Below are 21303 nucleotides of genomic sequence, written 5' to 3'. Positions count from 1 at the left end.
CCGAAAGGCCCGACCGGAGCGCACAGGAACAGCTGGACAGACCAGCAGATACCCCCTGCCCGCGACCAGGACCAGCCCTCAACAGCCCAGCGAGGCACACCTACCCCAATTCATCAGTGGATCGAGGCTTAGCCGAGCTCATCGTCGCCGGACACGCGCGGAGCACCGACCTGACCCCGTTCGATCCCGCCCGCCTCCGGCCCCTGGGCGAGGTGCCGTGAACGCCGTCGCGCGTCCCAAACGACGCGCCCGCGCTCGGCTCAAGTCCGGCCAGCTGAAGCTGTGAAGGTCGGACACGTCCGCACGCATGGGCAGCCGGCGGGGCGGGGTCACTGCCATTAAGTATCACCTCGTTGTCACAACACGCCTGATGCACGGGCGGAAGCCGACGAATGCAATCGGACGAAATCGACTGTCCTGGTTGGGAATACGTATGTCGACGAACGCACCCGTACGCCTTTAGCGGGACTTGATCCGCGCAGTGTCCGTACGAAGATTACTGCAAGACAAACGAATCGGTCATGCGTCGACCTAGACCACGCCCTGCGCCTCGTATTCGCAGTCGTCCTCGGTGCACCCGATCAGATGCCACACGACGGCTTGTCCGTTCACTGTGCCGGCGTGGTCGGCCGGACAGTCCGAGCAGTCGGCTTCGCTCGGCATCACGTCGCCGCCGGTTCTGGTCCGCGGGATGAGAAGACGGGCCGGTCGCGGCTTCTGGGGATATTCCGACATCGCACGAACCTTTCGCCGGAGTGGCTCTGTGACGATTGTCCGCTACCGCATCCGCGAGCGGAACCAGTTCAGCCATGTCAGTGGACTTCGTCCAGCAGGACCCGCTCTCTTGCAGGTCCAGGGTGTCGAACCTTGGGTGGACCACTCGTAGACCGGAGTCAGAACAGGTCGCTGCGCGCAGCTCCCTGCGCGCGAATACTTCACAACAATCCCCGTCGCGGTGACCTGCCGGGGTCGGGCCATATAAGCGGTTCTGGTTGGGGGTTTGCTGCAAAATCAGGTCAGGTCGCCGATGTCACCTATTCCTGCAGCAAACCCGAGATCGATCCGTCGATTTTTTCTTCGCCAGTCTTAGCGTCGCTCGATGGCTGTCCACAAGAAGCCAGAGGCCGCGCGCGGGGAGGGCTCCCGGCGCTGGTGGCGGACGAATCGTCGCCCTACCGCCGCATCGGCGGCGCCACGGACCGGTCTTGCTTTCCCGACTGGTGCGTCACCTGGGCCACGATGGTCTGCACCCACCCGGGCAAACCTTCTGCCCTTGCAACGTTTTTGACAACTAGGTAAATTGTCGTCGACTTTGCTGCGGCGTTCAGGGCGAACGGGTCTGCGTCCCTACGTTGAGGTGTAGCAAAGCAGTCCCGGTATGGAGGAAACCGTGGTCCACCACAACAGCGACCCGACGCGTCGCGCATACAGCTATCCGAGCAGCGCGACGCGGAGTCTCATCGTCATCGGCGCCGGAGCCGGTCTGCACAGCGGCGCAATATCGGCATCGCAGCCCTCGGTGGCTTCGCCGCCGCGGTTACGCTCGTCGAGTTCGGCGGCAGAGCGCTTGAGGCCGCCACCGTCGTCGAGGCCGTCCCGTTCACGCTCAGCGGCACCATTCGAGTGACTGCCGACAGCGTCACGACCACCGATCTGCCGCCCGGCTTCATGTGCGCCGGCGCTGGCCAATACGGCGATATCGGTCCCAATGCGGCGGTGACGGTGACTGACCAGTCGAACACCGTGCTGGCCAGGGGGACGCTGGATCGCGGCTCGACTGAACTCGGTTCGTGCCTTCTGACGTTCAGTGTCGAGCGCGTTCCGGCGGGGGCGATTTTCTACCAGGTCGAGGTTGCCCACCGCGGCGCCTATCGGTATACCGAACACGAGTTGAGGGCGCCGATACCGCTCGCCTTCGGCAACGGCCTGCCGCAGATGCTTCCACCGTCGGCCGCGCCGCCGGTGACGCCCATGCCGATGATTCCGCCCGAGGAAACGGTGCCTGCAACCCTTGAGCAAACCGAGTCATGAATCATCAGCAAACAATCAATGCCTAGCCAACGGGCCTTAATGGTCGTGCGCTCGTCGGGCCGATCGGGGTGACGTGACCGTATCAATGTGGGCACGCCTCGCGGGCCCTCGCCTGTCAGGCACTTCCAGCTTTTGTCGCCCTTGACGTGATCTGCGTCGCCCCCGTTTCAGTGCGTTACTGACAGACAGAATAGACGGATCGTGCCGGTATACGCACGGTGCGCTAGCCAGTGTCGGAAATGAAATCTGGTCGCTCGTGTATCGAGTCTGCGATCCAGCCAGCAAACGCCACCTGCAGGCCGGCCAGGGAATGTCGATCCTGCCCGATCCGCAATCGTCAGGCGGTATCCCGCACATCGGTACCGACGACGCGCAGGAGCGGCGGACCAGCACTCGAGCGTGGCGTCCGAAGGGAAACGATCCCTGCTTCGCGGACGACGCCCAACGGTCCGGGCCTGGTGAACCGGGCATAGCCACATGCCTGGACCGCGAAGCCGGCCTTCGCCTGGCGGAAGCCGACCGTGACGCCAAGGCCCGTCATGCTGATCAAGCCGAAAAGTCCCAGGGCGGCAGCTGTGAATAGTGCCCACACCGACACGGTGCGGACGAACGTGCTGACGCAGGGGTTGCCCGTCGGAAATCTCAGGGGGGAATGCACCTGGTTGGTGACAGCTTCCGCGATGGCGGGCAACGATGCCGTCTCGGCCCCCAGTGTCATCGAAAACTCATGCAGCAAGGCGTGATCGGTCGCCAGGTCGACCCGTGGCATTGCTCGCAGAGCGCCCAGTGTCGGCTTGAGCCACGCAAACTGCTTCGCGAAAAACGCCGTTGTCACCGAGTTCTCGAACATGGCGCTGACCAGCCGGGTGTCTCTGTCGCCGAAGCGATTCACGACGGGTGTAGCGTTCGTGCCGTTCAGTTGCTGCTGCCACTGCATCAGCCATTGCAGCTGAAACCATGTCAACAAGACCAACCACTGCAGTATGCCGGGCGGTGCGGCCGCCGCTGCTACCGGGACAATCGGGACCGGCACGGGAACCTCTGTAAGGGGAACGGGCGCAACGACACTCGGTTCGACAGTGGGCGGAGTCGGCTGAACAACGGTGGCGGGGACACTCTCGACGGTGGAGGAGTCACCGGCGACTGACGCGGGATCGGTAGTGGGCGTTAAGACGCTCACGGTGATGGTGCTGACCGGGGCTGTCGTGGTGCCCGCCGTCGGGCCGTCTGTGATCGCAGGTATCTCATTCGTGGTCGGCAACCCGCTCGAGCCCGAGGGCGAATCTGGCTCGGGATTCGATGAATTGGGCCCGGTATTAGATCCGGTGTCCTGCGCAGGTGGGCTCGGGTCAATTGTCGGGTTGTCTTCGGCCGGAATGGTCGGCCCGTCCGGCGCGGTGATCGACGGCTCCGGCCAGGAGACGACCTCGGTGGCGGGTCCATTGTCTTGCGCGGGTGGGCTCGGGTCGGTTGTGGGGTTGTCTTCGGCCGGAATGATCGGCGCGTCCAGCGGCGCGTCCGACGAGTCCGGAGACGTCGAGGATGAGGGATCCGCAGACGTTACGGCCGACGCATCGCCCGCCTGCCAGCAAAAACGGAGCTCGTTGTCGACGTCACCGACAGGGACGAGGAACAGGAAAGCCGACGACGCCGCAGAAGCCGCCTCTGCGAATACTGTCAAAGAACAATCTCGCCAAAGGGGGTCATCCTCCGGCGACGTCGCTTCGGCACCGAACAGCACTGTGGATTCGCGACGTTCCGCAACCATTCTCGGAAGAGCCAACACCCACCGAAGAAGGTGCGTTCATTCCCGAAAGAAGTTTGCCAACGCAGCCATTGTCGCGCGGGACGGATTCGTCCGGTTTCCCGATCTCAGCTGCGACAGGTAGGGGGCTGACATCGTCAAGCCCTCTGCCTTCAGCGCTGCCACCACTTCGGCTGAGGTGTGCGGTCCCCGGCCTGGCGGATAAACCGTGTCGAACAGTCGGTTCAATCGCTCTGCAAATGTAGTCATATCCGCCTCCCACCCCGTGAGCCTTCGAGTGGCGTGCTGTGCCCGCCAACCCAGGATAGATACTGGATCCGTAATAGCCGGCTTATTGGCGAATCCGGTGGGTACTGAATTGAACCGCTGGCGCAGCCTCGACCCGCTGGGCGTTTGCTCTGGTGGCACGCCCCCCGTACGTCCACCCCCGGCGACGAGCCTGTATGCGCTAGCCACGGGCAACGCACAATGTGACTCACCCGAATTCCGCTGGCTGAGCACCCTTCTGGCTGCCCGCGGGAAACCTGAATTCGAGATGATTCCGTCGCCAGCTGGCGGCGATGCGCTCCTGAGTTTGCCGCACCCACTGGCTGATGGCGAGATCTTCTGCGGCCTGCTCGACGCGACCGCTGAACATGGCGACCGGTCGCCCCATAAAGTACTTCCCAAGTTGAGTAAGCGGATTCGATTTTCGTCTCCGGCTCCACCTATCCAGGGGTCAGCTGCTTGCTGGACGCCGTAAAGAGAACGACCGCAGCCGGCGCCGTATGTATCGCATTGAGATGACAGCGTGGCGCAACGCTGCGCCGGCCGGCGTTTCGTGGGCGCCGCGAACCCTTATGCCGGTCATCCTGCGAGGACCAGCGACACGTGCGATTTTGGTCCTGACGGGCGCACGCGGTCGACGCGTGAGCCGAGCAGACTCCTGTTGGAACTCAATGACCCGGATCTAGGGGAGATTTCTTGTGACTTCTGCGGTAGGCCAGCCGGAAACGCCGATCGTCGACCCTTCGAAACTCGTGCCGCACAGGTGGAAAGTGTTTTTGGCGTCTGGGGTGCTGGCGATCATCCTCGGCGTGCTGATGCTGGTGTGGCCGGGAAAGACCGTCCTCGTCGCCGCGGCGCTGTTCGGTGTGTCACTGCTTGTCGTCGGCCTTGGACAGCTGTTCATTGCGATGGCGGCGGACCTATCGGGTGGTGGTCGCGCACTCCTGTTCGTCAGCGGCGCCGTATCGGTAATTCTCGCGGTTCTGACCTTTCGGTACTTCGGCGAACCGTTCTCGATTCTGCTGTTCAGCATCTACATCGGTATCAGCTTCATCATCAGAGGGGTCGCGACGACGGTCGCGGCGATCAGCGGCACCGAAACGTCTGGACGTGCCTGGGATATCTTGTTCGGAATCGTGTCCGTGCTGGCCGGCATCGTCGTGCTGCTGCTGCCGTTCTCGTCGATCGTCCTTCTCGCCATGGTGACGGGCGCGTTCCTCGTTGCCCTCGGCCTGTTCGAGATCGTGTCCGCGTTCAATGCTCGCCGCGACCGCGCCAAGGTGCCGGTGAACGTGCGTACGGCAACGGCCACATAGCGCGAATACGCGGGTTCGGTTCCAGTCATCAGCTCTACTGGACCCACCTGTTGTCGTTGCATCGGTACTCGAAAACTGCTGGAGCACCGGGGTTCCCAGGAGACACGATGTCGACGATGGAGAAGCGGGCGACCGCCGTCGACAGTCGACGTGTCGACCCGGCCGCGCAGGGAGTGGGCGCTCGTGTCCAAGCAGAAGCGCCCGGCCAAGTCCTGACCTCGCGCCATGTCCTCGCAGGCCCACAATCCACCCTGAGATCGGGCCTGAGGAGGGGAAGCGGTTCACGTCCTTTGTGCCCAATGCTCATAGGCATGAGTAGCACCGACAACGCGCGGCGGGACCGCCTCGATGAGCGCTCCCTTCTTCTGGGCGCCGGGTTCAAGGAAGATGAACGTGAGCTGGTGCTCGACGAACTGTCCGCGCTGGGTCCGCACCTGGCCAGGTGGGATCCGAGCGAAGTCCAAGTCGAGGTGTCAGTGCGCGAGCGCGGCGGTAAAGAGCAGAGCGTAACGCTGCGCGCGTTTCTGCCGGGCTTCCCGCCGCTGGTGGCTGTTGGCCAGGACCGGGGTCTCATGCGGGCCCTCGCCGAAGCCAAGAGGGACCTGATCACTCAGATCGATCGGCACAAGACCGAGCGTGACCCCAAGAGCAATCGTCAGCTGCGGCGCGACACCATCCGCCACCCTGGGTTGAACGCCGGCGCGGGATCGTGAGTAAGCACAGCCGAGCGGCGACGCTGACGCCGGACGAGATCGCCCTTCTCGAGGCTGAGCTCGAAGAACTGAAGCGGCGCCGCGAGCGCGTGGCGGCCGACCTCGACAGCATCCGCGATACGGTCGGCGACCTCATCGACGCCGATGCGGCCAACCAGATCGCTCTCGCCGACCAGCTGGCCGCAATCGACGACCGGATAGCCGAAATCAACTGGCATCTGCACGGTGGGCCACCCGAGTCTGAGGTGCCCGGCGCGCTGCCGGACGGGACCGAGGTGACGGTGCGCTATCCGAATGGGGAGCTCGACCGCCTGCGGGTGGTCGCCGTCGTCCGAGAGGTGCCGGTCGTGGACGAGCACGCGTTAACGCCGGACAGCCCGATGGGGCTCGCCCTGGCAGGCCATCAGCCAGGGGACGTCGTGACATACGAGACGCCGCAGGGACCACTGCAGGTCGAGCTGGTCGACATCCGGTATCCCGATTAACGGGCCTTGGCGCGCATTGGAGTGCCCCACCAGAGCCGAAAGACGCCGTGGATCTGAGCTGCACGCGCCTGTACTTCCCAAGTGGAGGTGTGCATCACACGCGGGCCGTCTTACAGAACTTCAAGCGGGGTCGGCCGGGTAGGTGGAGGGAACGCTCGGTCGAGGTCTCGCAGGTCGTTGCGGGTCAGCTCGATGTCTCGGGCGGCGGCGTTTTGCCTGACGTGGGAGGGAGTTCGGGCGCGTGGGATAGCGGCGACCCCGTCGTGCTGCAACACCCACGCCAGCACGATCTGTGCCGGAGTGGCGTTGTGCCGCTGCGCAATCGGTCGCAGCGCCGGGTTGGCGAGCAGCCGGCCTTGCTCGATTGGCGAATAGGCCATCGTCAATATCCGATGTTGGGACAGCCACGGTATCAGCGCGTACTCCGGGCCGCGGCGGGTCAGGTTATAGAGAATCTGATTCGTCTCGACCTCATTACCACCTGGGACGCCCGACAATTCGATCATGTCGTCGATATCGAGATTGCTCACGCCCCAGTGGCGGATCATCCCGTGGAGCTTCAAGTCGGCGAAGCCTTCAATAGTTTCGATCAGCGGGATGCTACCGCGCCAGTGCAGCAGGTAAAGATCAATGTAGTCAACGCCGAGCCTGCCCAGGCTTGCCTGGCACGCGCGCACGGTGCCCAATCGGGTTGCGTGGTGCGGTAGTACCTTGTCGACAAGAAATACTTCATTGCGCCGTCCCGCGATCGCCTCGCCGACCAAGACTTCCGCCGCGCCGTTGCCGTACATCTCGGCGGTGTCGATCACCGTCATTCCCAAGTCGATTCCAAGCCGGATCGCGGTGATCTCCTCGGCCCGGTACCCCGGACTTTCGGCAAAATGCCAGGTGCCCTGACCGAGGGCGACGATCTTCTCGCCGGAGCGCAACGATACCGAGCGAGGTGAGTTCATCCTCCAATCGCCTTTCTGACACCCCTGTTGGCGGGAAGGCCACGGGTCCGCCGGACTGCCCCAATTCTGCAGGCGGCATCACGCACTGCACTTCGACCTCACAGGGCACAACTGCGCCACACATGTGGTTTTTACGGGTCCAAGCGCCATCGGTCGATGATGAACTCCCACAGTTCACTTCAGCTGCGATACCACTGACCGGTGGCAGTGATGGCCGGGAGCCGCCTGGATCGCTTGCCACGCAATGCATTCATTGAAATAAGAAACAAAAAGACACATGTTCAGCTGGACCTTTCACCGATCTTGGAGAGGAATTTCACGCTATTTCAACAGGATTGATGTGATCTTGGAAATTGCTCGTTATGTTCTGGGCTGTCATCGTCGATCACAGAAGGGGGGCGCCATGACCTTTCTTGCCCCGTTGGTCACCGCAAGCGTGGCGCTGGTGGGGGCCGGAGTCATCACAGTCACGCCGGTCACGCCGACGACAGCGCAAATGAGGGCTGCTGGTGAGCAGGTGCGTCTCACCGCCGCGACCACGACAGACTCCTGCGGCGAAACCGCCGTGGCGCTCTGCGATCCGTCCGGCTCCGCGCAGGGCCCCATGCTCGGCGCCGCTGCCCAAGCGACCACGAGCATCTTCAACATCCCGGCGAATCTGTTCATCGCGCTGGCCAACGTCCCCTACAACTTCTTCAATGCCCTGGGTCAGGGCGACGTGAATCTTGGAGACCTGCCGAACAGCGGGTTCAGCTTCGTCAATTCTCGTAACGGCATCGACCTCAACCAAACCGGCGTGGTCGGTCTGACGGCCGACCTCGAGTACGGCGGCAGCTGGTGGGTATACCACCCCTTCAATGTGCTCGGCAGCGATGCGGCGGACGTCGCGCGTTATCAATCGCTGGTCAACGTACTGCTGCCGTTTCCCGCGTTGTCGGTGGGGCTCGGCAACATCCTTACGGCGGTGGCCGCTTCGCAACTCCCGATGAACGTCGGGTGCACCGGCACCAACCTCGGGGCCTGTGAGCGTATCGATCAGATCCTGTCGACGATGTTCGACCTGCGCCACATCGTCGCACTCGTCTCGCCGGGCGGCTACACCTTCCCGCAGGTGAAGAATCCGATCACCTGCAGCGCGGACGGGTTGTGCGACATCAAGGATCCGAACGGCGTGACCGAGCCGTGGTCGCGGCAGACCCAGGAACTCAACATCTTCACGCCGTTCGAGAACTTCTACGACTCGCTCACCCAGACACCAGATTTCAGCCAGATCAGATTCCCCACCGTGACGATGATCGTGAACACGATCGTCAACTTCATCCGGGGGCTGAACACCGCGTTCAATCCTTTCGTGCGCGGGACCCAGTGCGGTTTGTGCGCACTGTTCGTGCCGATCCCTGCGGACGAAACCCGCCCGGGATCGACCAATCCCGGCACGCTGATTCCGGGTAGGCCCGGCACCGGTATGCCCGGCACAGAGGATGCGACGACCGAGCCGACGGTCGCGCGTGGGACGGCGACCGACGAGGGCTGGTCGTCGGACACCGACGAGATCTACACGGGGGAGAGGGGGGACGGTGCGGGGGTCGATTCTCCGTGGCCGCGCCATGCGCAGCCGTGGAGGTCGGCACAGGGACTGGAAGCGGTGTCGAGTCCCGAGGAGTCCATCCCAGGTGACGGCGACGTGAATGTGCCGGCTCCGCGCGCCGACGACGTGCAGAGGGGTCACGTCGACGGCGGCAGAGGCCTGGGCGCCGAGAGCGGTGGCGGCGCCGAAGACCGCGCCGATACGGAAGGCTCAGCTGATACCCAGCAAGACCACGCCGGCACGCAAGACGACGCCGAGACCCAAGACCACGCCGGCGATGACGGCGGTGGAGACGCCAAAGGCGGTAGCGATGGCAAAGGGCATGCGGGCAAAGGGGATTCAGGATCTCATCGGGCGGGTCACCGAGACGCTGCATGATCCGATATCAGTCGGCGGCCAGCGCCAGCACCTCGTCGAAACCCGCTCGCAGGCACTCGGTGAACAGCGCGATGTCGGGGATCGCCCCGCTGTCGACATCGATGCCGATCGCGCAGGTGTCGACGTAGGTCAGCAGGGTGACGTTGACCGCCGAGCCGATCGTGGGCCCGAACGCGTACTGCACCCGCACGTTCGCCCCACCGAGTTGGACGGGCACCGGTATCCCGGGCACGTCGCTGGCCAGGAAGTCGACGTGCCGCAGGATGGTGCCGATGTACCACCGCGGCACCCGGTTCAGGAAACCGGCGATCAGTTGCGTGTGTGGCAGCGACTTCTCGTGACGGACCCGCTCGGTGCGCTCGTGGATCTGCCGGATCCGTTCCGCCGGGTCGGCCACATCAGCCGGAATGTCGAACCGCATCAACGTGATCCGGTTCCCGCCAGGGGCGTCACGCTCGGTGCGGAGGCTGATCGGCATCGTCAGGTGCAGCGACCCCACACCGACGTCGTGCTTCTCGTGGTAGCGCCGTAACCCGCCGGCCACCCCGGCGACGAACGCGTCGTTGAGCGCGCCTCCGCCCCGGTGCGCGGCGTCGCGCAGCGCGGCTTTCGGCACCTCGAGCACGTCGAGCCTGCGGATCAGGCTGCGCCGTGTCATCAGCGGTGATCCGGTGGCGTTGACCGGCCGTACGGTCCGGTACACCGACGTCGCCAGCCCCGCTGCCGAGGCCACCGTCCGCAGCGGGCTGCGCACACCGTCGACGATCAGCCTCGGCGCCGCGGCCAGCACACCGATCACCGCGCTTCCGACGACCCCGAGGCCGTACCGTGCGGCATCCCGGTAGTCGTCGAGCGGGGATCGGCGCGGAGGAGGCGGCGACTCGGCGTCCGCCGACGAGGGTTCGGGGGAGAGGCCGAACAGGGCCATCGCGATCTGCACCCCGCCCACGCCGTCGGACAGTGCGTGATGGAAAACGCACAGCACGGCGGCCTCGCCGTCGGGCAGTCCTTCGATCAGGGTGATCTTCCACAGCGGACGGGCCCGGTCGAAGTCCTCCATCTGCGCCAGGCGGGCGAGTTCCAGCACGTCCGCGAACGATCCGTCGGCCGGCGCGGCCACTCTGCGCATATGGAAATCCAGATCGAAGTCGGCGCAGTCCTGCCATCGCGGCGGCGCCGGGGGCGGCGACTCGACGACGGTCTGCCGCAGCATCGGCAGGTCGTGGCTGAGCCGTTCGACGCGGTCGCGGACCTCCGCCCAGTCCGGCACCCGGTCCAGCATCAGCACGGTCACCACCGTCGACCTCAGTCGCGGATCGCTCTCCATCGACCAGGTGAATGCGTCGCTGCTTCGCATGAATTCGCTCATGATGTGCTCCCGTTGATCACGGTAGAACGCAATGCGGCCCCGCCACAGCGGTGTAGCGCGGATCGGGGTCTTTGTGCTCTACGGGAGGCGACCGAGGTCCCCTGCCGCACAGCGGAGATCGGCACCGGACCTATCGTGGGGTGATGAGTGTCGAAACGCCGCCCGACCGTACCGGGGCCCCGACCACCGTCACCCGCGAACCAGGACGCTTCGTGATCGAGGTGGAGGGTCGCACAGTGGGGCTCGCCGACTACCACGACCGTGACGGCCGACGGGTCTTCCCGCACACCGAGGTGCTGCCGCAGTTCCAAGGCCGGGGTCTGGCAACGATTCTCGTCGCGGAGGCGCTGCGGGTCACCAAGTCCGAGGGGCTGCGCATCGTGCCGACCTGCTGGATGGTGGCCGAATACATCGACCGGCACCCGGAGTACGCCGCCCTGACCGATCGCGGGTGACCAGCTACCCGAACATGGTTTGGGGCCAGTCGGTGCGGTCGATCGAGAACCTTGTCGCCTCCTCGGTCGGGGAAATGCGTGCTCCACCCGATTCTGCGCGCGAGGATGGAGGACCGGGCCAGCTCGGAGAAAGGGGTCTCGACCGGTGCATCCAGACGCGTCGCCCACCCGCATCGCCATTCTGGGCGCCGTAGCGGTCATCGGCGGTCTGATCGTCGGGCTCGTCGGCGGGGCGTTCCGCTGGTGCCTGCAGACCGCCGAAGCCGTCCGGTCGGATCTTCTCGAGTGGGCGCAGCAGCTTCCCGGACCGGGCTGGCTCGTACCGGTGTCCGCGGTGGCCGCCTGCGCCGCCCTGGCCGCGCTGATCGTGCGCTGGGAACCGATGGCGATCGGCAGCGGGATCCCGCACGTCGAGGCGGTTTTCCTCGGTCGGGCGCCCGCGCCGCGCCTGCAGGTCGTCCTCGCGCGCTTCGTCGGCGGTGTGCTGGCCATCGGTTCGGGACTCGTCCTCGGCCGCGAGGGCCCCACCGTCCACATGGGGGCGGCGATCGGCGCCGAGGCGGCGCGGCGGACCCGGCTGCCCGACGACGAGGCCCGCACGATGCAGGTGGCGTTGAGCGGCGCCGGCCTGGCGGTCGCGTTCACCGCGCCGATCGCCGGTGTGCTGTTCGCCCTCGAAGAGGTGACCAAATCGTGGCGGCCGCAGATCGTGCTGGCCTCGGTCCTCGCGGCGGCCGCGGCGGTCGGGGCGTCCCAGACGGTGTTGGGGGACGGCCCCGACTTCCAGGTCGAACCGCTCGATGCGCCCGACATCGCTTGGCTTCCGGTCTTTCTCGTGTTCGGCGTCGGGACGGGACTGCTCGCAGCGGTGTACAACCGGGCGGTGCTGTGGGCGCTGGACCATCTCGGCGCCGTCCGTCGGATGCCGGCCCCGGCGACGGCCGCGGCTATCGGCGCCGCGGTCGGGCTGCTGCTGTGGTCGGCGCCGTTGACCGTGGGCGACGGCGACACGCTGACCCAGATGCTGCTCGACGGGCATGACCTCGTCCTGCTCGCGGTCGCCGGGCTGCTTCTGGCCCGGTTCCTGACCGGCCCGGTGTGCTACTCGGCAGCGGTGCCCGGCGGGCTGTTCGCGCCGCTGCTCGCGGTGGGCGCGCTGTGGGGAACGCTGTTTTTCGGTTGCTTCGACGCGGTATGGCCCGAGGACACAACGCATCTCGCGGTCCCGCTGGTGCTCTCCGGAATGGCGGCGTTCTTCGGTGCGACCGTACGTGCGCCGCTGACCGGGCTGGTGATCGTGATGGAGATGACGGCGACGACGTCGGCGGCGGTGCCCATGATGGTCGCGACCGCCGCGGCGGTGACCGTCGCGAAGATGGTGGGGTCCCGTCCGATCTATGACGACCTGCGTGAGCGGATGAAACCGGGTCAGTTCTCGTCCGGAATCTGACGGTAGGTCTGGCCGCGCGCGGGCGCGTCCGGATCGTCATCCTGGTGGTTCAGCTTGTCCTGCAGGTCACGCTGCTCTTCGGTGACCTCGGTGGCGTCCTTCGGGTTGGCGGCGCTGTCGGGTTCCATGATGCACGGGTTGTCCCGATCGGCCCGGGCGCAAACCCGGTGCGTCCGCGGCGCTGGGATGCGGGCAGCCAGCTAGCCGCGCGCGGTGCCGGTCGCGTCGGCAGCGTAGAAGACCCATGCTGTGAGCCAGACCGTGGCCGCGGTGACCGCCAGCGCGCCCGGCACGTGCAGGGCCAGCGTCGTTGCCTCGCCGATCGCAGCCTGCACGAACGTGAACACGAACAACGCCCCGGCCAGGACGGCGGCCCACCATCCCGTCTTGCGGTCGAGGGCCAGACCCGTCAGGCCCACCAGCAGCCCACCCGAGGTGACGTGCAGCGCGATGGCCCCGGCGCCGTGCAAGTCCTCGAACCGGTGATACTGGACGATTTCACCGGCGGTCACGAACATCATGACGACCACGCCGAGGGTGAGCACGGCGAAAACACGCGCCGCGCGCAGCCACGGTGACGACGGACGGCGGTCGGCTGGCGGCATGTCTGTCCTCCGGGACGTCGGGCCATGGGCACTCCAGTAAAGCGCGCGAAGCTGGCAAAAAGGATGTATCACGGCCGTTGCGGGCCGGAAATACCCCGCGGGAACGTTCCTGACATGACTGAGATCGCACGCTACGCCGCCGAAATTCTGTGGGACGGGCTCGGAAGGCGGGACTTTCTGCGCGCCGTCGCCGCCGTCGGAGCCGGGGCGGGTGTCGCCGGGGTGGCGGCCTGTTCGACGGGCTCGTCGGCCACCTCGTCGACCGATGAGAGCTTCACCGTTCTGCAGCCTGGGCAGGGGGAGCCGACCGGCGACCACTATCTGCCATCGGTCCCGGACCAGGTGCTGTGGGGGTACGTACCGACCGTGCACGCCTCGCCGGTGCTGCAGATGACCTCGGGGCAGACGGTCACCATCGACGCGGTCAGCCACGAGGGCATCCTCGAAGACCAGGGCCGCGATCCCGTGGAGTACTTCGGTGCCCGGGGTGTCGCCGATTCGGAGGTGCTGCAGGACGCGATCGCGATCGCCGCCGACTACAGCCGCACCCCGCGCAACTTCGACAAGGACGGGCCGCACGTGGTCACCGGTCCGGTGTTCGTCGAGGGCGCAGAGCCCGGCGACGTGCTGAAAATCGAGATATTGGAAGCTGTTCCGCGCGTTCCCTACGGCGTGGTGTCGAGCCGTCACGGCAAGGGAGCACTCGCACGCACCGCCGACCAGGGTGCGCCGGCCGGTATCACCCTCGCCGAGGTGATGCCGCCGGTGGACACCGACGGCAGGCCGAGCCCGGATCCGCAGCGCTACGGCAACGTCTCCACGTTCACCGCTGTCGAAGACGGACACGGGGTCATGAGCTACGGCGCGTCCCGGGTGCGTTTCCCGTTGCGTCCCTTCATGGGAATGATGGGAGTGGCGTACTCGCAGGACACCGACCCGACCGCGGCGTCGGCCAATTCCATTCCGCCGACGGTCGGCGGCGGCAACATCGATATCCGTCTGCTCGGGGAAGGCGCCACGTTCTACCTGCCGGTGTTCGCCGAAGGGGCGTTGTTCTACGTCGGGGACCCGCACATGGCGATGGGGGACGGGGAGGTCGCGTTGACGGCGATGGAGGGTTCGCTGCGCGGCACCTACCGGCTGTCGGTGTGCAAGCCCGGCTCCGGTGACGCCCCGTCGGTGGCCTACCGGTACCCGTTCGGCGAGACCGCTGACGCGTGGGTTCCCATCGGTCTGTCGGATCCGGACGGTTCGGTGGGCGGCCAGGGCAGTGACCTCGACGTCGCGATGCGGCGGGCGGTGGTCAACGCCCTCGACTTCCTGCAGACCGACCAGGGCATGGACCGTGCCACGGCTTACGCGTACCTCTCTGCCGCAGCTGACTTTTCGGTATCACAGGTGGTCGATCGGACCGTCGGAGTGCACGGACAGGTCTACAAGTCTCACTTCACGCAGGCCTGAGCCGGCTGGTGAATCGGGAACCCTCTCCATTGAAGTGAGGGTGCCCAAACTTTCGCGCTGGGTAACCCAAACTTATTGTGCGAGAGCATGTTTCGACTGCCACGGGTTGCGAGGTATGTGGTGGGCTGTGTACGGTGGCAGAAGCGAAGGGGAGTAGCCCCCAAATCGGCAATCGACATACTGGCTGCGCGACGTGCTGCGCGGCCCGGTTGTCCGGACCGGTCTGTACGGCCGGTGGGCGAGACCTTCGGCCGTACAGACCGTTCGGTCTGCCGGCCGGAGGCGTTTTTTCTCCGAGCGGCAGACCTCGAACTCCGAGGAGTTGTGGTGCTCGCCGCTGCGCTGTTGAGCTTCGCCGTCATCTTCGTCGCCGAGTTGGGGGACAAGACCCAACTGGTGGCGATGATGTTCGCCTTGCGGTACCGGTGGTGGGTGGTGTTGTCCGCCATCACCGTCGCCACCGCCGTCGTGCACGTGCTCTCGGTCGCGATCGGCCACTACCTGGGCGCCGCGCTGCCGACGCACCTGCTGGGACTCATCGCCGGCGCGATGTTCGTGTTCTTCGGCTTGTGGACGCTGCGCGGCGACAGCCTGTCCGACGACGAGACCTCACGCGCGGACAAGGCCACCGCACCTGCGTTCTTCGTGGTCACCTCGGCCTTCGTACTCGCCGAACTCGGTGACAAGACGATGCTGGCGACCGTGACGCTGGCGGCCGACCGTGACTGGCTCGGCGTGTGGATCGGGTCGACCCTGGGCATGGTCGCCGCCGACGGCCTGGCCATCGCGGTCGGCGCGGTGGCCGGCAAGCACCTTCCTGAGCGGTTCATCCAGGTCACCGCGGCGGCGCTGTTCCTGGTGTTCGGCTTCTCCATGCTGCTGGAGAATCTGTGGCCGTCGCTGTCGACGGTCGCCATCGCGGCCCTCGCCGTGGCGCTCGTGGCGGCCTTCGGTGCGACCCTGTGGGCATTGCCCGAGCGGCTCCGGCCTGCGGTGTTAAGGACGTCGCCGGCGCGGTTGCCCTCCCCGGCCGAGGCCGGGGAGGAGTCCGAGGTCGGCGCGGGTTCGGCAACCTCAGATCGGCACGACTGACCGGATCGCGATCTGGTCGGTCTCGCAGTGTCGGCAGGTCAGCGGGCGCACCTTGAGCCGGATGTTGGCGATCCGCAGCGCGCGACGGCACATCGGGTAGGGGCATCCGCACGACAGCGTGACCCACCATTGCGCCGGGTGGGCGAGCGGGCCGCAGAACTTGCGGCAGGTGCACAGGATCTCGGGGTCGAAATCCAGTTCCGCCAGCGACGGCTCGAGCAGTGTGGTCACGGCCCCCAAGGCTAAAGTGATGGTCGAGACTTTTGCGGGAGGCGCGCGCGAAGAACTGCGCTGAGCCGTCTCCGTTGGCGGCGTCTCAACGCGTGCCGCTGACATGGGCGCCCGCATCGGCCGGCAACCGCAGCGTCTCGACGAGGGTGAGCGCAAGTAGCGCGCCAAGCGCGACGAAAGCCCACGAGAACGACGCCAGCACCGTCAGGAGCAGCGCGGCCACCGCGATGCCGAGGCCGGCCGCCACTTCCTGCACCGTGGCGTTGAGCGTGTTCGCGTGAGTGAGCTCGTCGCCGTCGACATCGGCGAACGCCAGGCTGTTGTATGCGGTGAACCCGATCGACCGCAGCGCGCCGCTGACATACAGGGCGACCGCGATCACCACGACGGGGGTGTCCGGTCGCAACGCCGCCAGCACCGCGAACCACGCCACCGAGACCAGACCGTTGACCAGCAGCACACGCTTGATGCCGAACCGGCGCATCAACGGCGTGGTGATCGGCTTGATCGTCAGGTTGCCGACGAACAGCGCGGCCACCATCAATCCCGCGGTGAACGCCGACCAGCCGAACTCCAGCTGGAACAGCAGCGGCAGCAGGAACGGCACCGCGGTGATCACCAGGCGATACAGCGAGCCGCCCGATACCGTGATGCGCAACGTCCGCACCCGCAGCACGGACAGCCGCATCAGCGGCGCCGGCGAGCGGCGCAGGTGCCAGAGCGCGGCGGCCAGCAGAACGACCGCGACCGTGCCGCCGACTCCGACCAGCACCCAGTCGGTGCCGCTGACCCGGACATGCTCCAGGGCCAGCAGCGCCGCCGCGATGCCCGTGCCGAGAAACAGCAGCCCCCGCCAGTCGAACGGCCGTACCTCTGCTGTCGGGCCGCCGCGGATCAGCTTGAGCGCCAACAAGAATCCGACGATCCCGATCGGGATGTTGATCAGGAAGATCCAACGCCAGGACCCGTAGGTCGCGATCGCCCCGCCGAGTGCGGGTGCGACCACCGGCGCGGTCAGCGCCGGCCAGGTCAGCAGTGCGATCGCGCGCACCAGATCGGTCTTTTCGCTGTAACGCAACACCGCCAGCCGGCCGACAGGGACCATCATCGCGCCGCCGACCCCCTGCAGGACCCGCATCGCCACGAGCATCGGCAGCGAGACGCTCAGCGCGCATCCCGCCGAGGCCAGCGTGAAAATGACGATCGCGCAGAGGAACACGGCCCGGATGCCGAATCGGTCGGCCGCCCACCCGGTGGCCGGGATCAGGACCGCGACGGTCAGCAGGTAGGCCGAAACGGCGATGTTGACATCGACGGGGGCCACGTCGAAGCTCGCCGCGATGGCCGGGATGGCGGTCGCGATGATCGTCGCGTCCAGGATCTCCATGAACATGGCACCGGCCACGAGCAGCGCCATGCCGCGGGGGAACGACGATCGGGACGGGGGCGCCGAAGACACGGGATCCAAACCTAGACGGGCACCGTGTGTAGCGCCCGCCGGGCTCGGATCAGCCGGCGCAGTCCAGCGTCACATTCACCTTCTGCTTGGGCGTAACCGTGAACACGTTGACGTCGTCGTCGTCGACCGGGAACTGCTGGTTGGCGATCGGCAGGCTGCGCACGCTGATCACCGTGCACTGGTCGAGCGGGGCGCTGCCGACGCGGCTGACCCGCACGTCATAGCCCTGGGACCGCAGCTGGTTGATCGTCGAGGTCGCGGTGTCGGCCTGGGCCGGCGCGGCCAGGGTCAACGCGGCACCGAGCGGCAGCAGGGCCGCGGCAAGTAACTTCGTCATCGTGCAACTCCTTGTGTGAGGGCGTCACCGGCGTGGCCAGGACATCGAGTGACACCATCGTCGCGACGCGTGCCGTGCAACGCTTGGAGTCCGGATGGAGATTTCATGGAGATCCCGGGCAGTTTCGGCGTACCGCTGCCTAGAGCACCTTGGACAGGAAGTCCCGCAGCCGTGGATGCTCGCGGGTCAGATCCCTGTCGATGCCCACGAGTTGGCCACCGGCGTCCTGGAATTCGACGGGCGCGAAGGTGGTGTCGGTGGCGATGACGTAGTTGGGGTCCTGCGCCGCCGCCGTCCCCGGGGTCAGCAGGCCCACCCCGAGAAGGGTTGCCAGCGCGGTCAGTACGAGTGTGGCGAGCCGACATCGGCCGGAGGTGGCTCGATCGCCTTCGGTGTGACGTGACGGTGTGGCGCGCATGCTGGCTCCCCGCGTAGGTCCCTGTGCAGGGTCACGCTAACGGCGGCCAGTGCGTCCCGCGGGGGATCGGGAAGTTCAGCCGGTGATGGCGCGGGCGCCGACGGACGGTAGGCGCTGATCGCCGCAATTGTTCGTTCTGCGGATGACTTCGCTAACCTGTGTGAGGTTGTCATACGTAAGACACCGCTCCGGGTTCAGACTGCAGCCTCCCGAGATCATCTGCGACCGCTCTTCGGCCGCATTTATGAGACGAGGCTTGAGGACGTGCAGCAATTCAGCGAACAGCAGGTCGACGATATCGCGGTGGTCGCCGCGGTCGGCGCTGTCGACATGCTCACCGCGCCGCAACTGCAGGCGGTGATCGCCGCGGCGCTGGCGCGCAGGCCGTCGGGCCTGATCGTCGACCTGACCGACGTGGACTTTCTGGGGTCGGCGGGCATGCAGGTCCTGATGGTCACGCGCAAGCAGGTCGACGGTTCGGTCGAGTTCGCCGTCGTCGCCGACGGACCGGCCACCAGTCGCCCGCTCCAGATCACCGGGGTGGCCGACTACGTCGATCTCTTCTCGACGCTCGACGTCGCCGTGGCGCACGTCAAAGCTAGGTCGCCTGTCTGTCGTGCTGACCGGCAGGTTTGACATTTTGGCGCCTGGGGAACAGACGCTTCGCCCAGCGGTAGCCCCGCAGAAAAAAAGGAGTGTCTGGTGAGCGATCACAATTCTGGTCCGGAAGAAGCCGTCAAGGGCGTCGTCGAAGGCGTCAAGGGCAAGGCCAAAGAGGTCGTCGGCGTCGTCACGGGCCGGGATGACCTGCAACGCGAGGGCCAGGCCCAGCAGGACAAGGCCGACGCACAGCGCGAGGCCGCACAGAAGGAAGCCGAGGCCGAGAGTGCCCGCGCGGCCGCCAAGGCCAACGAGGAGCGGCAAAAAGCCGAACAGTCGTAACCGTCACGCAGGTAGATTGTCCTGCGATGACCGCTACCTCCATCCGCAGCAGGTCAGCCGACAGTCGGAGCTTCGCAATCGCGTCGACGTCGCTGACCTTCACCTGGCGTGAGGAGGGCGTGGGGGCCGACAGAAAGGCCACGGTAGCGGTGTGCGGCGAAGTGGACGCGGCCAACGCCAAACACTTCGCCCACACCGTGCGCGAAGTCAGCGCCGGCAGCGCTGCCGTGGTGCTCGATCTCACCGACGTGAATTTCATGGCCTTCGACGGCGCCTCGGCGCTGTACGCCATCAGCGCCCATCTGGCTCGCGAAGAAGTGACCTGGTGCGTCGTCGCCGGGCCGGCAGTGGCACGCGTGCTCGAACTCTGTGATCCCGAGGGTCTGATCCCGGCAACAACGATCCCGTCGGTGCGCGCCGCCAAACCTGCCTGACGCTTTTCCAGCGAACACGACGGCGCAGCCTTCGCAGACGCGTGCTGCCGCCCAGGTGCGGAGTTCTCCACAGCCGTTATCCACATTGTGGTTTTGCTGCGATGTGCCGCTGTGATCTCGCGCTCACTTTCCGGGGCAAAGCTAAGAAATCGTTACGAATATGTTTTGTGCCGATTTTCGCGGTGGGCTTGCTGCCTCCGTTCAGGCACTGTTCAGCTGCGGTTTCGGCTTTGCTGTTTCGAAGTAACGAATTTATAACGGAACGGTTCTTAAGCGAGCCCTGAGAGCTTCGGCGCTCCCCGTGACGAAGCGCGAATTCGTCGGCGTCCATACCGAATTTCCGTCGCTACACTCGACTCAGGCGGCGCCCGTTCGGGCGCCTTGACACGGAATCTAGAGCTTGGCAGACGTCGTGCCGGCGGAGGTACCACAACACATGGCAAACTTTTCGGTGCTGATGAGGCGCTTGATGTCCAAGGGTAAAACCGAGTCGAATGTGACGGATGCGCCGTCGGCGGCGGCAGGGTCCCGAGGGACCGACGGGACAGCCAAAGGCGATGTGGTGCTGGAGCGCCGCCTCACGCCGAACCTGGGCCCCATCGGCGACATCGCCGCGGCCCAGGGCATTGTCGTCGTGGCCAATGCCGCTGACGCCAGCGTGTCGCTGATCGACAACACCACCCTCAACGTGGTCGCCACCGTCGCGGTCGACGGTGAGCCGACCGCGGTGGCCGTGTCCGACGACCGGGCCTTCGTCGGCGTCACCTCCGGCAGCTTCGACGCGGTCAAGGTGATCGACCTGGACAGCCGCGCCGTCGTCGCTACCTACCCGGTGGCCTTCGGGGTCACCGCGCTGACGGCCGGTCCCGGCGGCAAGCGGGTGTATGCCGGTCGCGGTGCGCAGGACCGCATCGACGTCGCGGTCATCGACGTCACCGCTGAGCGGGTCGGCACCATCGGCATCGGATCCGGTCCGGCCGCCAACGTGGACGCGCTCTGCGCCGACCCGAACGGCAAGCGGCTGTACGTCGCCGTCACCGATGCGGTCGGCAGCCGCGTGATCGTCGTCGACACCGAAACCTCGCAGGTGCATCGGGTGGTGCCTGTCGGCGCACCGATCCGCGACATCGCCTACGCCGGGGGAGCGGTCTACGTGCTCACCTCGGACCGAGTGGTCGGCGGCGCCGTCCACATCCTCGATCTGGGCGCGATGCGGATCACCGATCGGGTGACCGTGGGTGGTGCCCCCACGCAGCTGTCGATGAGCGCCGACCAGACCCGCGCATACATCGTGGATTACGACCGTGTCGCGGTGCTGTGCACGCTCAGCCTCGACGTCGTCGACGCGCTGACGGTCGACGCCAGGCCGTCGTGCGTCGCTCAGGGCGCCGACAGTTCGCGCCTCTACGTCGCCGACTACTCCGGCGCGGTGAGCGTGTACTCGGTCGAGTCCTCGATCGAGACGCTGTACTCGCAGTTCCTGGCGACCGATGAGATCGCGGTGGGCGCCCCGCGCCGGCTGCAGGCAGCCCCCGCCTGACGGCGTCACTCGAG

General features: G+C 66.2%; 24 protein-coding genes and 1 pseudogene. 13 read left to right on the top strand and 12 right to left on the bottom strand.

Going from position 1 to position 21303, the window contains the following annotated elements; genetic code table 11:
- Window positions 1-531: 531 nt before the first annotated feature.
- Window positions 532-735, bottom strand: a complete 204-nt coding sequence (locus ACTWP6_RS18990; protein WP_443188493.1) for a hypothetical protein — start codon at window positions 733-735, stop codon at window positions 532-534.
- Window positions 736-1623: 888 nt separating this feature from the next.
- Between ACTWP6_RS18990 and ACTWP6_RS18985 the strand changes: the two genes are divergently transcribed.
- Window positions 1624-2031, top strand: coding sequence for a hypothetical protein (locus ACTWP6_RS18985; RefSeq protein ID WP_443188492.1), 408 nt, complete (start codon window positions 1624-1626; stop codon window positions 2029-2031).
- A 337-nt stretch (window positions 2032-2368) separates the two neighbouring features.
- Here the strand turns inward: ACTWP6_RS18985 and ACTWP6_RS18980 are convergent, their stop codons facing one another.
- From ACTWP6_RS18980 to ACTWP6_RS18970, 3 genes and pseudogenes are all read right to left on the bottom strand, one after another.
- Window positions 2369-3799 carry a hypothetical protein gene (locus ACTWP6_RS18980; RefSeq protein ID WP_443188491.1) on the bottom strand — a complete coding sequence of 477 codons (1431 nt, stop codon included), beginning with the start codon at window positions 3797-3799 and terminating at the stop codon, window positions 2369-2371.
- A gap of 42 nt (window positions 3800-3841) precedes the next feature.
- Window positions 3842-4045 (bottom strand): annotated as a pseudogene (locus ACTWP6_RS18975) (transcriptional regulator); the annotation flags it as partial.
- 226 nt (window positions 4046-4271) lie between these two features.
- A complete protein-coding gene (locus tag ACTWP6_RS18970) occupies window positions 4272-4451 on the bottom strand; it encodes a hypothetical protein (protein WP_443188490.1) in 180 nt (59 codons plus the stop codon).
- Between the two features lie 310 nt (window positions 4452-4761).
- On the opposite strand from ACTWP6_RS18970, the gene ACTWP6_RS18965 reads away from it, so the two are divergent.
- The 3 genes from ACTWP6_RS18965 to ACTWP6_RS18955 all read left to right on the top strand — a co-directional run bounded on the left by ACTWP6_RS18965 (window position 4762) and on the right by ACTWP6_RS18955 (window position 6577).
- Window positions 4762-5379: an HdeD family acid-resistance protein gene (locus tag ACTWP6_RS18965; protein WP_396884634.1), complete on the top strand. Its 618-nt coding sequence runs from the start codon at window positions 4762-4764 to the stop codon at window positions 5377-5379.
- A gap of 311 nt (window positions 5380-5690) precedes the next feature.
- Window positions 5691-6092 carry a hypothetical protein gene (locus tag ACTWP6_RS18960; protein ID WP_260754946.1) on the top strand — a complete coding sequence of 134 codons (402 nt, stop codon included), beginning with the start codon at window positions 5691-5693 and terminating at the stop codon, window positions 6090-6092.
- A complete protein-coding gene (locus tag ACTWP6_RS18955; protein ID WP_260754945.1) occupies window positions 6089-6577 on the top strand; it encodes a GreA/GreB family elongation factor in 489 nt (162 codons plus the stop codon). Before ACTWP6_RS18960 ends, ACTWP6_RS18955 begins: the two co-directional genes overlap by 4 nt.
- 110 nt (window positions 6578-6687) lie before the next feature.
- Here ACTWP6_RS18955 and ACTWP6_RS18950 read toward each other — a convergent pair whose 3' ends face one another.
- The gene (locus ACTWP6_RS18950; protein WP_260754944.1) at window positions 6688-7530 is read right to left on the bottom strand and encodes an aldo/keto reductase; all 843 of its coding nucleotides are present in this window, start codon (window positions 7528-7530) and stop codon (window positions 6688-6690) included.
- 277 nt (window positions 7531-7807) lie between these two features.
- Here ACTWP6_RS18950 and ACTWP6_RS18945 point away from each other — a divergent pair, with 277 nt between their 5' ends.
- On the top strand, window positions 7808-9496 hold the full coding sequence (locus ACTWP6_RS18945) for a hypothetical protein (protein WP_443188489.1): 1689 nt from the start codon (window positions 7808-7810) through the stop codon (window positions 9494-9496).
- Between the two features lie 7 nt (window positions 9497-9503).
- Here the strand turns inward: ACTWP6_RS18945 and ACTWP6_RS18940 are convergent, their stop codons facing one another.
- Window positions 9504-10865 carry a wax ester/triacylglycerol synthase domain-containing protein gene (locus tag ACTWP6_RS18940; RefSeq protein ID WP_260754930.1) on the bottom strand — a complete coding sequence of 454 codons (1362 nt, stop codon included), beginning with the start codon at window positions 10863-10865 and terminating at the stop codon, window positions 9504-9506.
- A 143-nt stretch (window positions 10866-11008) separates the two neighbouring features.
- Between ACTWP6_RS18940 and ACTWP6_RS18935 the strand changes: the two genes are divergently transcribed.
- On the top strand, window positions 11009-11320 hold the full coding sequence (locus tag ACTWP6_RS18935; RefSeq protein ID WP_260754929.1) for a GNAT family N-acetyltransferase: 312 nt from the start codon (window positions 11009-11011) through the stop codon (window positions 11318-11320).
- A 145-nt stretch (window positions 11321-11465) separates the two neighbouring features.
- Complete coding sequence (locus ACTWP6_RS18930; protein ID WP_260754928.1) at window positions 11466-12770, top strand: ClC family H(+)/Cl(-) exchange transporter; 1305 nt, start codon at window positions 11466-11468, stop codon at window positions 12768-12770.
- Here the strand turns inward: ACTWP6_RS18930 and ACTWP6_RS18925 are convergent.
- Together ACTWP6_RS18925 and ACTWP6_RS18920 are read right to left on the bottom strand one after the other, a co-directional pair.
- Window positions 12749-12898, bottom strand: a complete 150-nt coding sequence (locus tag ACTWP6_RS18925; RefSeq protein WP_260754927.1) for a hypothetical protein — start codon at window positions 12896-12898, stop codon at window positions 12749-12751. The genes ACTWP6_RS18930 and ACTWP6_RS18925 overlap by 22 nt on opposite strands.
- A 72-nt stretch (window positions 12899-12970) precedes the next feature.
- Window positions 12971-13375, bottom strand: coding sequence for a hypothetical protein (locus ACTWP6_RS18920; RefSeq protein WP_260754926.1), 405 nt, complete (start codon window positions 13373-13375; stop codon window positions 12971-12973).
- Between the two features lie 114 nt (window positions 13376-13489).
- On the opposite strand from ACTWP6_RS18920, the gene ACTWP6_RS18915 reads away from it, so the two are divergent.
- Window positions 13490-14836, top strand: a complete 1347-nt coding sequence (locus ACTWP6_RS18915) for an acetamidase/formamidase family protein (protein ID WP_260754925.1) — start codon at window positions 13490-13492, stop codon at window positions 14834-14836.
- 327 nt (window positions 14837-15163) lie between these two features.
- Complete coding sequence (locus tag ACTWP6_RS18910) at window positions 15164-15928, top strand: TMEM165/GDT1 family protein (protein ID WP_443188488.1); 765 nt, start codon at window positions 15164-15166, stop codon at window positions 15926-15928.
- Here ACTWP6_RS18910 and ACTWP6_RS18905 read toward each other — a convergent pair.
- The 4 genes from ACTWP6_RS18905 to ACTWP6_RS18890 all read right to left on the bottom strand — a co-directional run bounded on the left by ACTWP6_RS18905 (window position 15911) and on the right by ACTWP6_RS18890 (window position 18373).
- Window positions 15911-16159 (bottom strand): hypothetical protein, encoded by a 249-nt coding sequence (locus ACTWP6_RS18905; RefSeq protein ID WP_231750823.1) that lies wholly within the window; start codon window positions 16157-16159, stop codon window positions 15911-15913. The genes ACTWP6_RS18910 and ACTWP6_RS18905 overlap by 18 nt on opposite strands.
- An 85-nt stretch (window positions 16160-16244) precedes the next feature.
- Entirely contained in the window at window positions 16245-17576 is a 1332-nt protein-coding gene (locus tag ACTWP6_RS18900; protein WP_260758251.1) for an MFS transporter, read from the bottom strand.
- Window positions 17577-17667: 91 nt separating this feature from the next.
- Window positions 17668-17955, bottom strand: coding sequence for a hypothetical protein (locus tag ACTWP6_RS18895; protein ID WP_260754923.1), 288 nt, complete (start codon window positions 17953-17955; stop codon window positions 17668-17670).
- A 139-nt stretch (window positions 17956-18094) separates the two neighbouring features.
- Complete coding sequence (locus tag ACTWP6_RS18890; RefSeq protein ID WP_396884632.1) at window positions 18095-18373, bottom strand: hypothetical protein; 279 nt, start codon at window positions 18371-18373, stop codon at window positions 18095-18097.
- A gap of 264 nt (window positions 18374-18637) precedes the next feature.
- On the opposite strand from ACTWP6_RS18890, the gene ACTWP6_RS18885 reads away from it, so the two are divergent.
- From ACTWP6_RS18885 to ACTWP6_RS18870, 4 genes are all read left to right on the top strand, one after another.
- Entirely contained in the window at window positions 18638-19009 is a 372-nt protein-coding gene (locus ACTWP6_RS18885) for an STAS domain-containing protein (RefSeq protein WP_260754922.1), read from the top strand.
- Between the two features lie 66 nt (window positions 19010-19075).
- Complete coding sequence (gene mbp1 / locus ACTWP6_RS18880; protein ID WP_260754921.1) at window positions 19076-19315, top strand: microaggregate-binding protein 1; 240 nt, start codon at window positions 19076-19078, stop codon at window positions 19313-19315.
- 26 nt (window positions 19316-19341) lie between these two features.
- Window positions 19342-19749 carry an STAS domain-containing protein gene (locus tag ACTWP6_RS18875; protein WP_260754920.1) on the top strand — a complete coding sequence of 136 codons (408 nt, stop codon included), beginning with the start codon at window positions 19342-19344 and terminating at the stop codon, window positions 19747-19749.
- 469 nt (window positions 19750-20218) lie between these two features.
- Window positions 20219-21289, top strand: coding sequence for a hypothetical protein (locus tag ACTWP6_RS18870; RefSeq protein WP_443188487.1), 1071 nt, complete (start codon window positions 20219-20221; stop codon window positions 21287-21289).
- Window positions 21290-21303 lie beyond the last annotated feature (14 nt).

The organism is Mycobacterium sp. 4D054, from assembly GCF_052245755.1.
In the GTDB taxonomy this organism is placed as follows: Bacteria; Actinomycetota; Actinomycetes; order Mycobacteriales; family Mycobacteriaceae; genus Mycobacterium.
The sequence above is the reverse complement of the archived record's forward strand: the minus strand, read 5'-3'. Positions and strand labels throughout refer to the sequence as shown.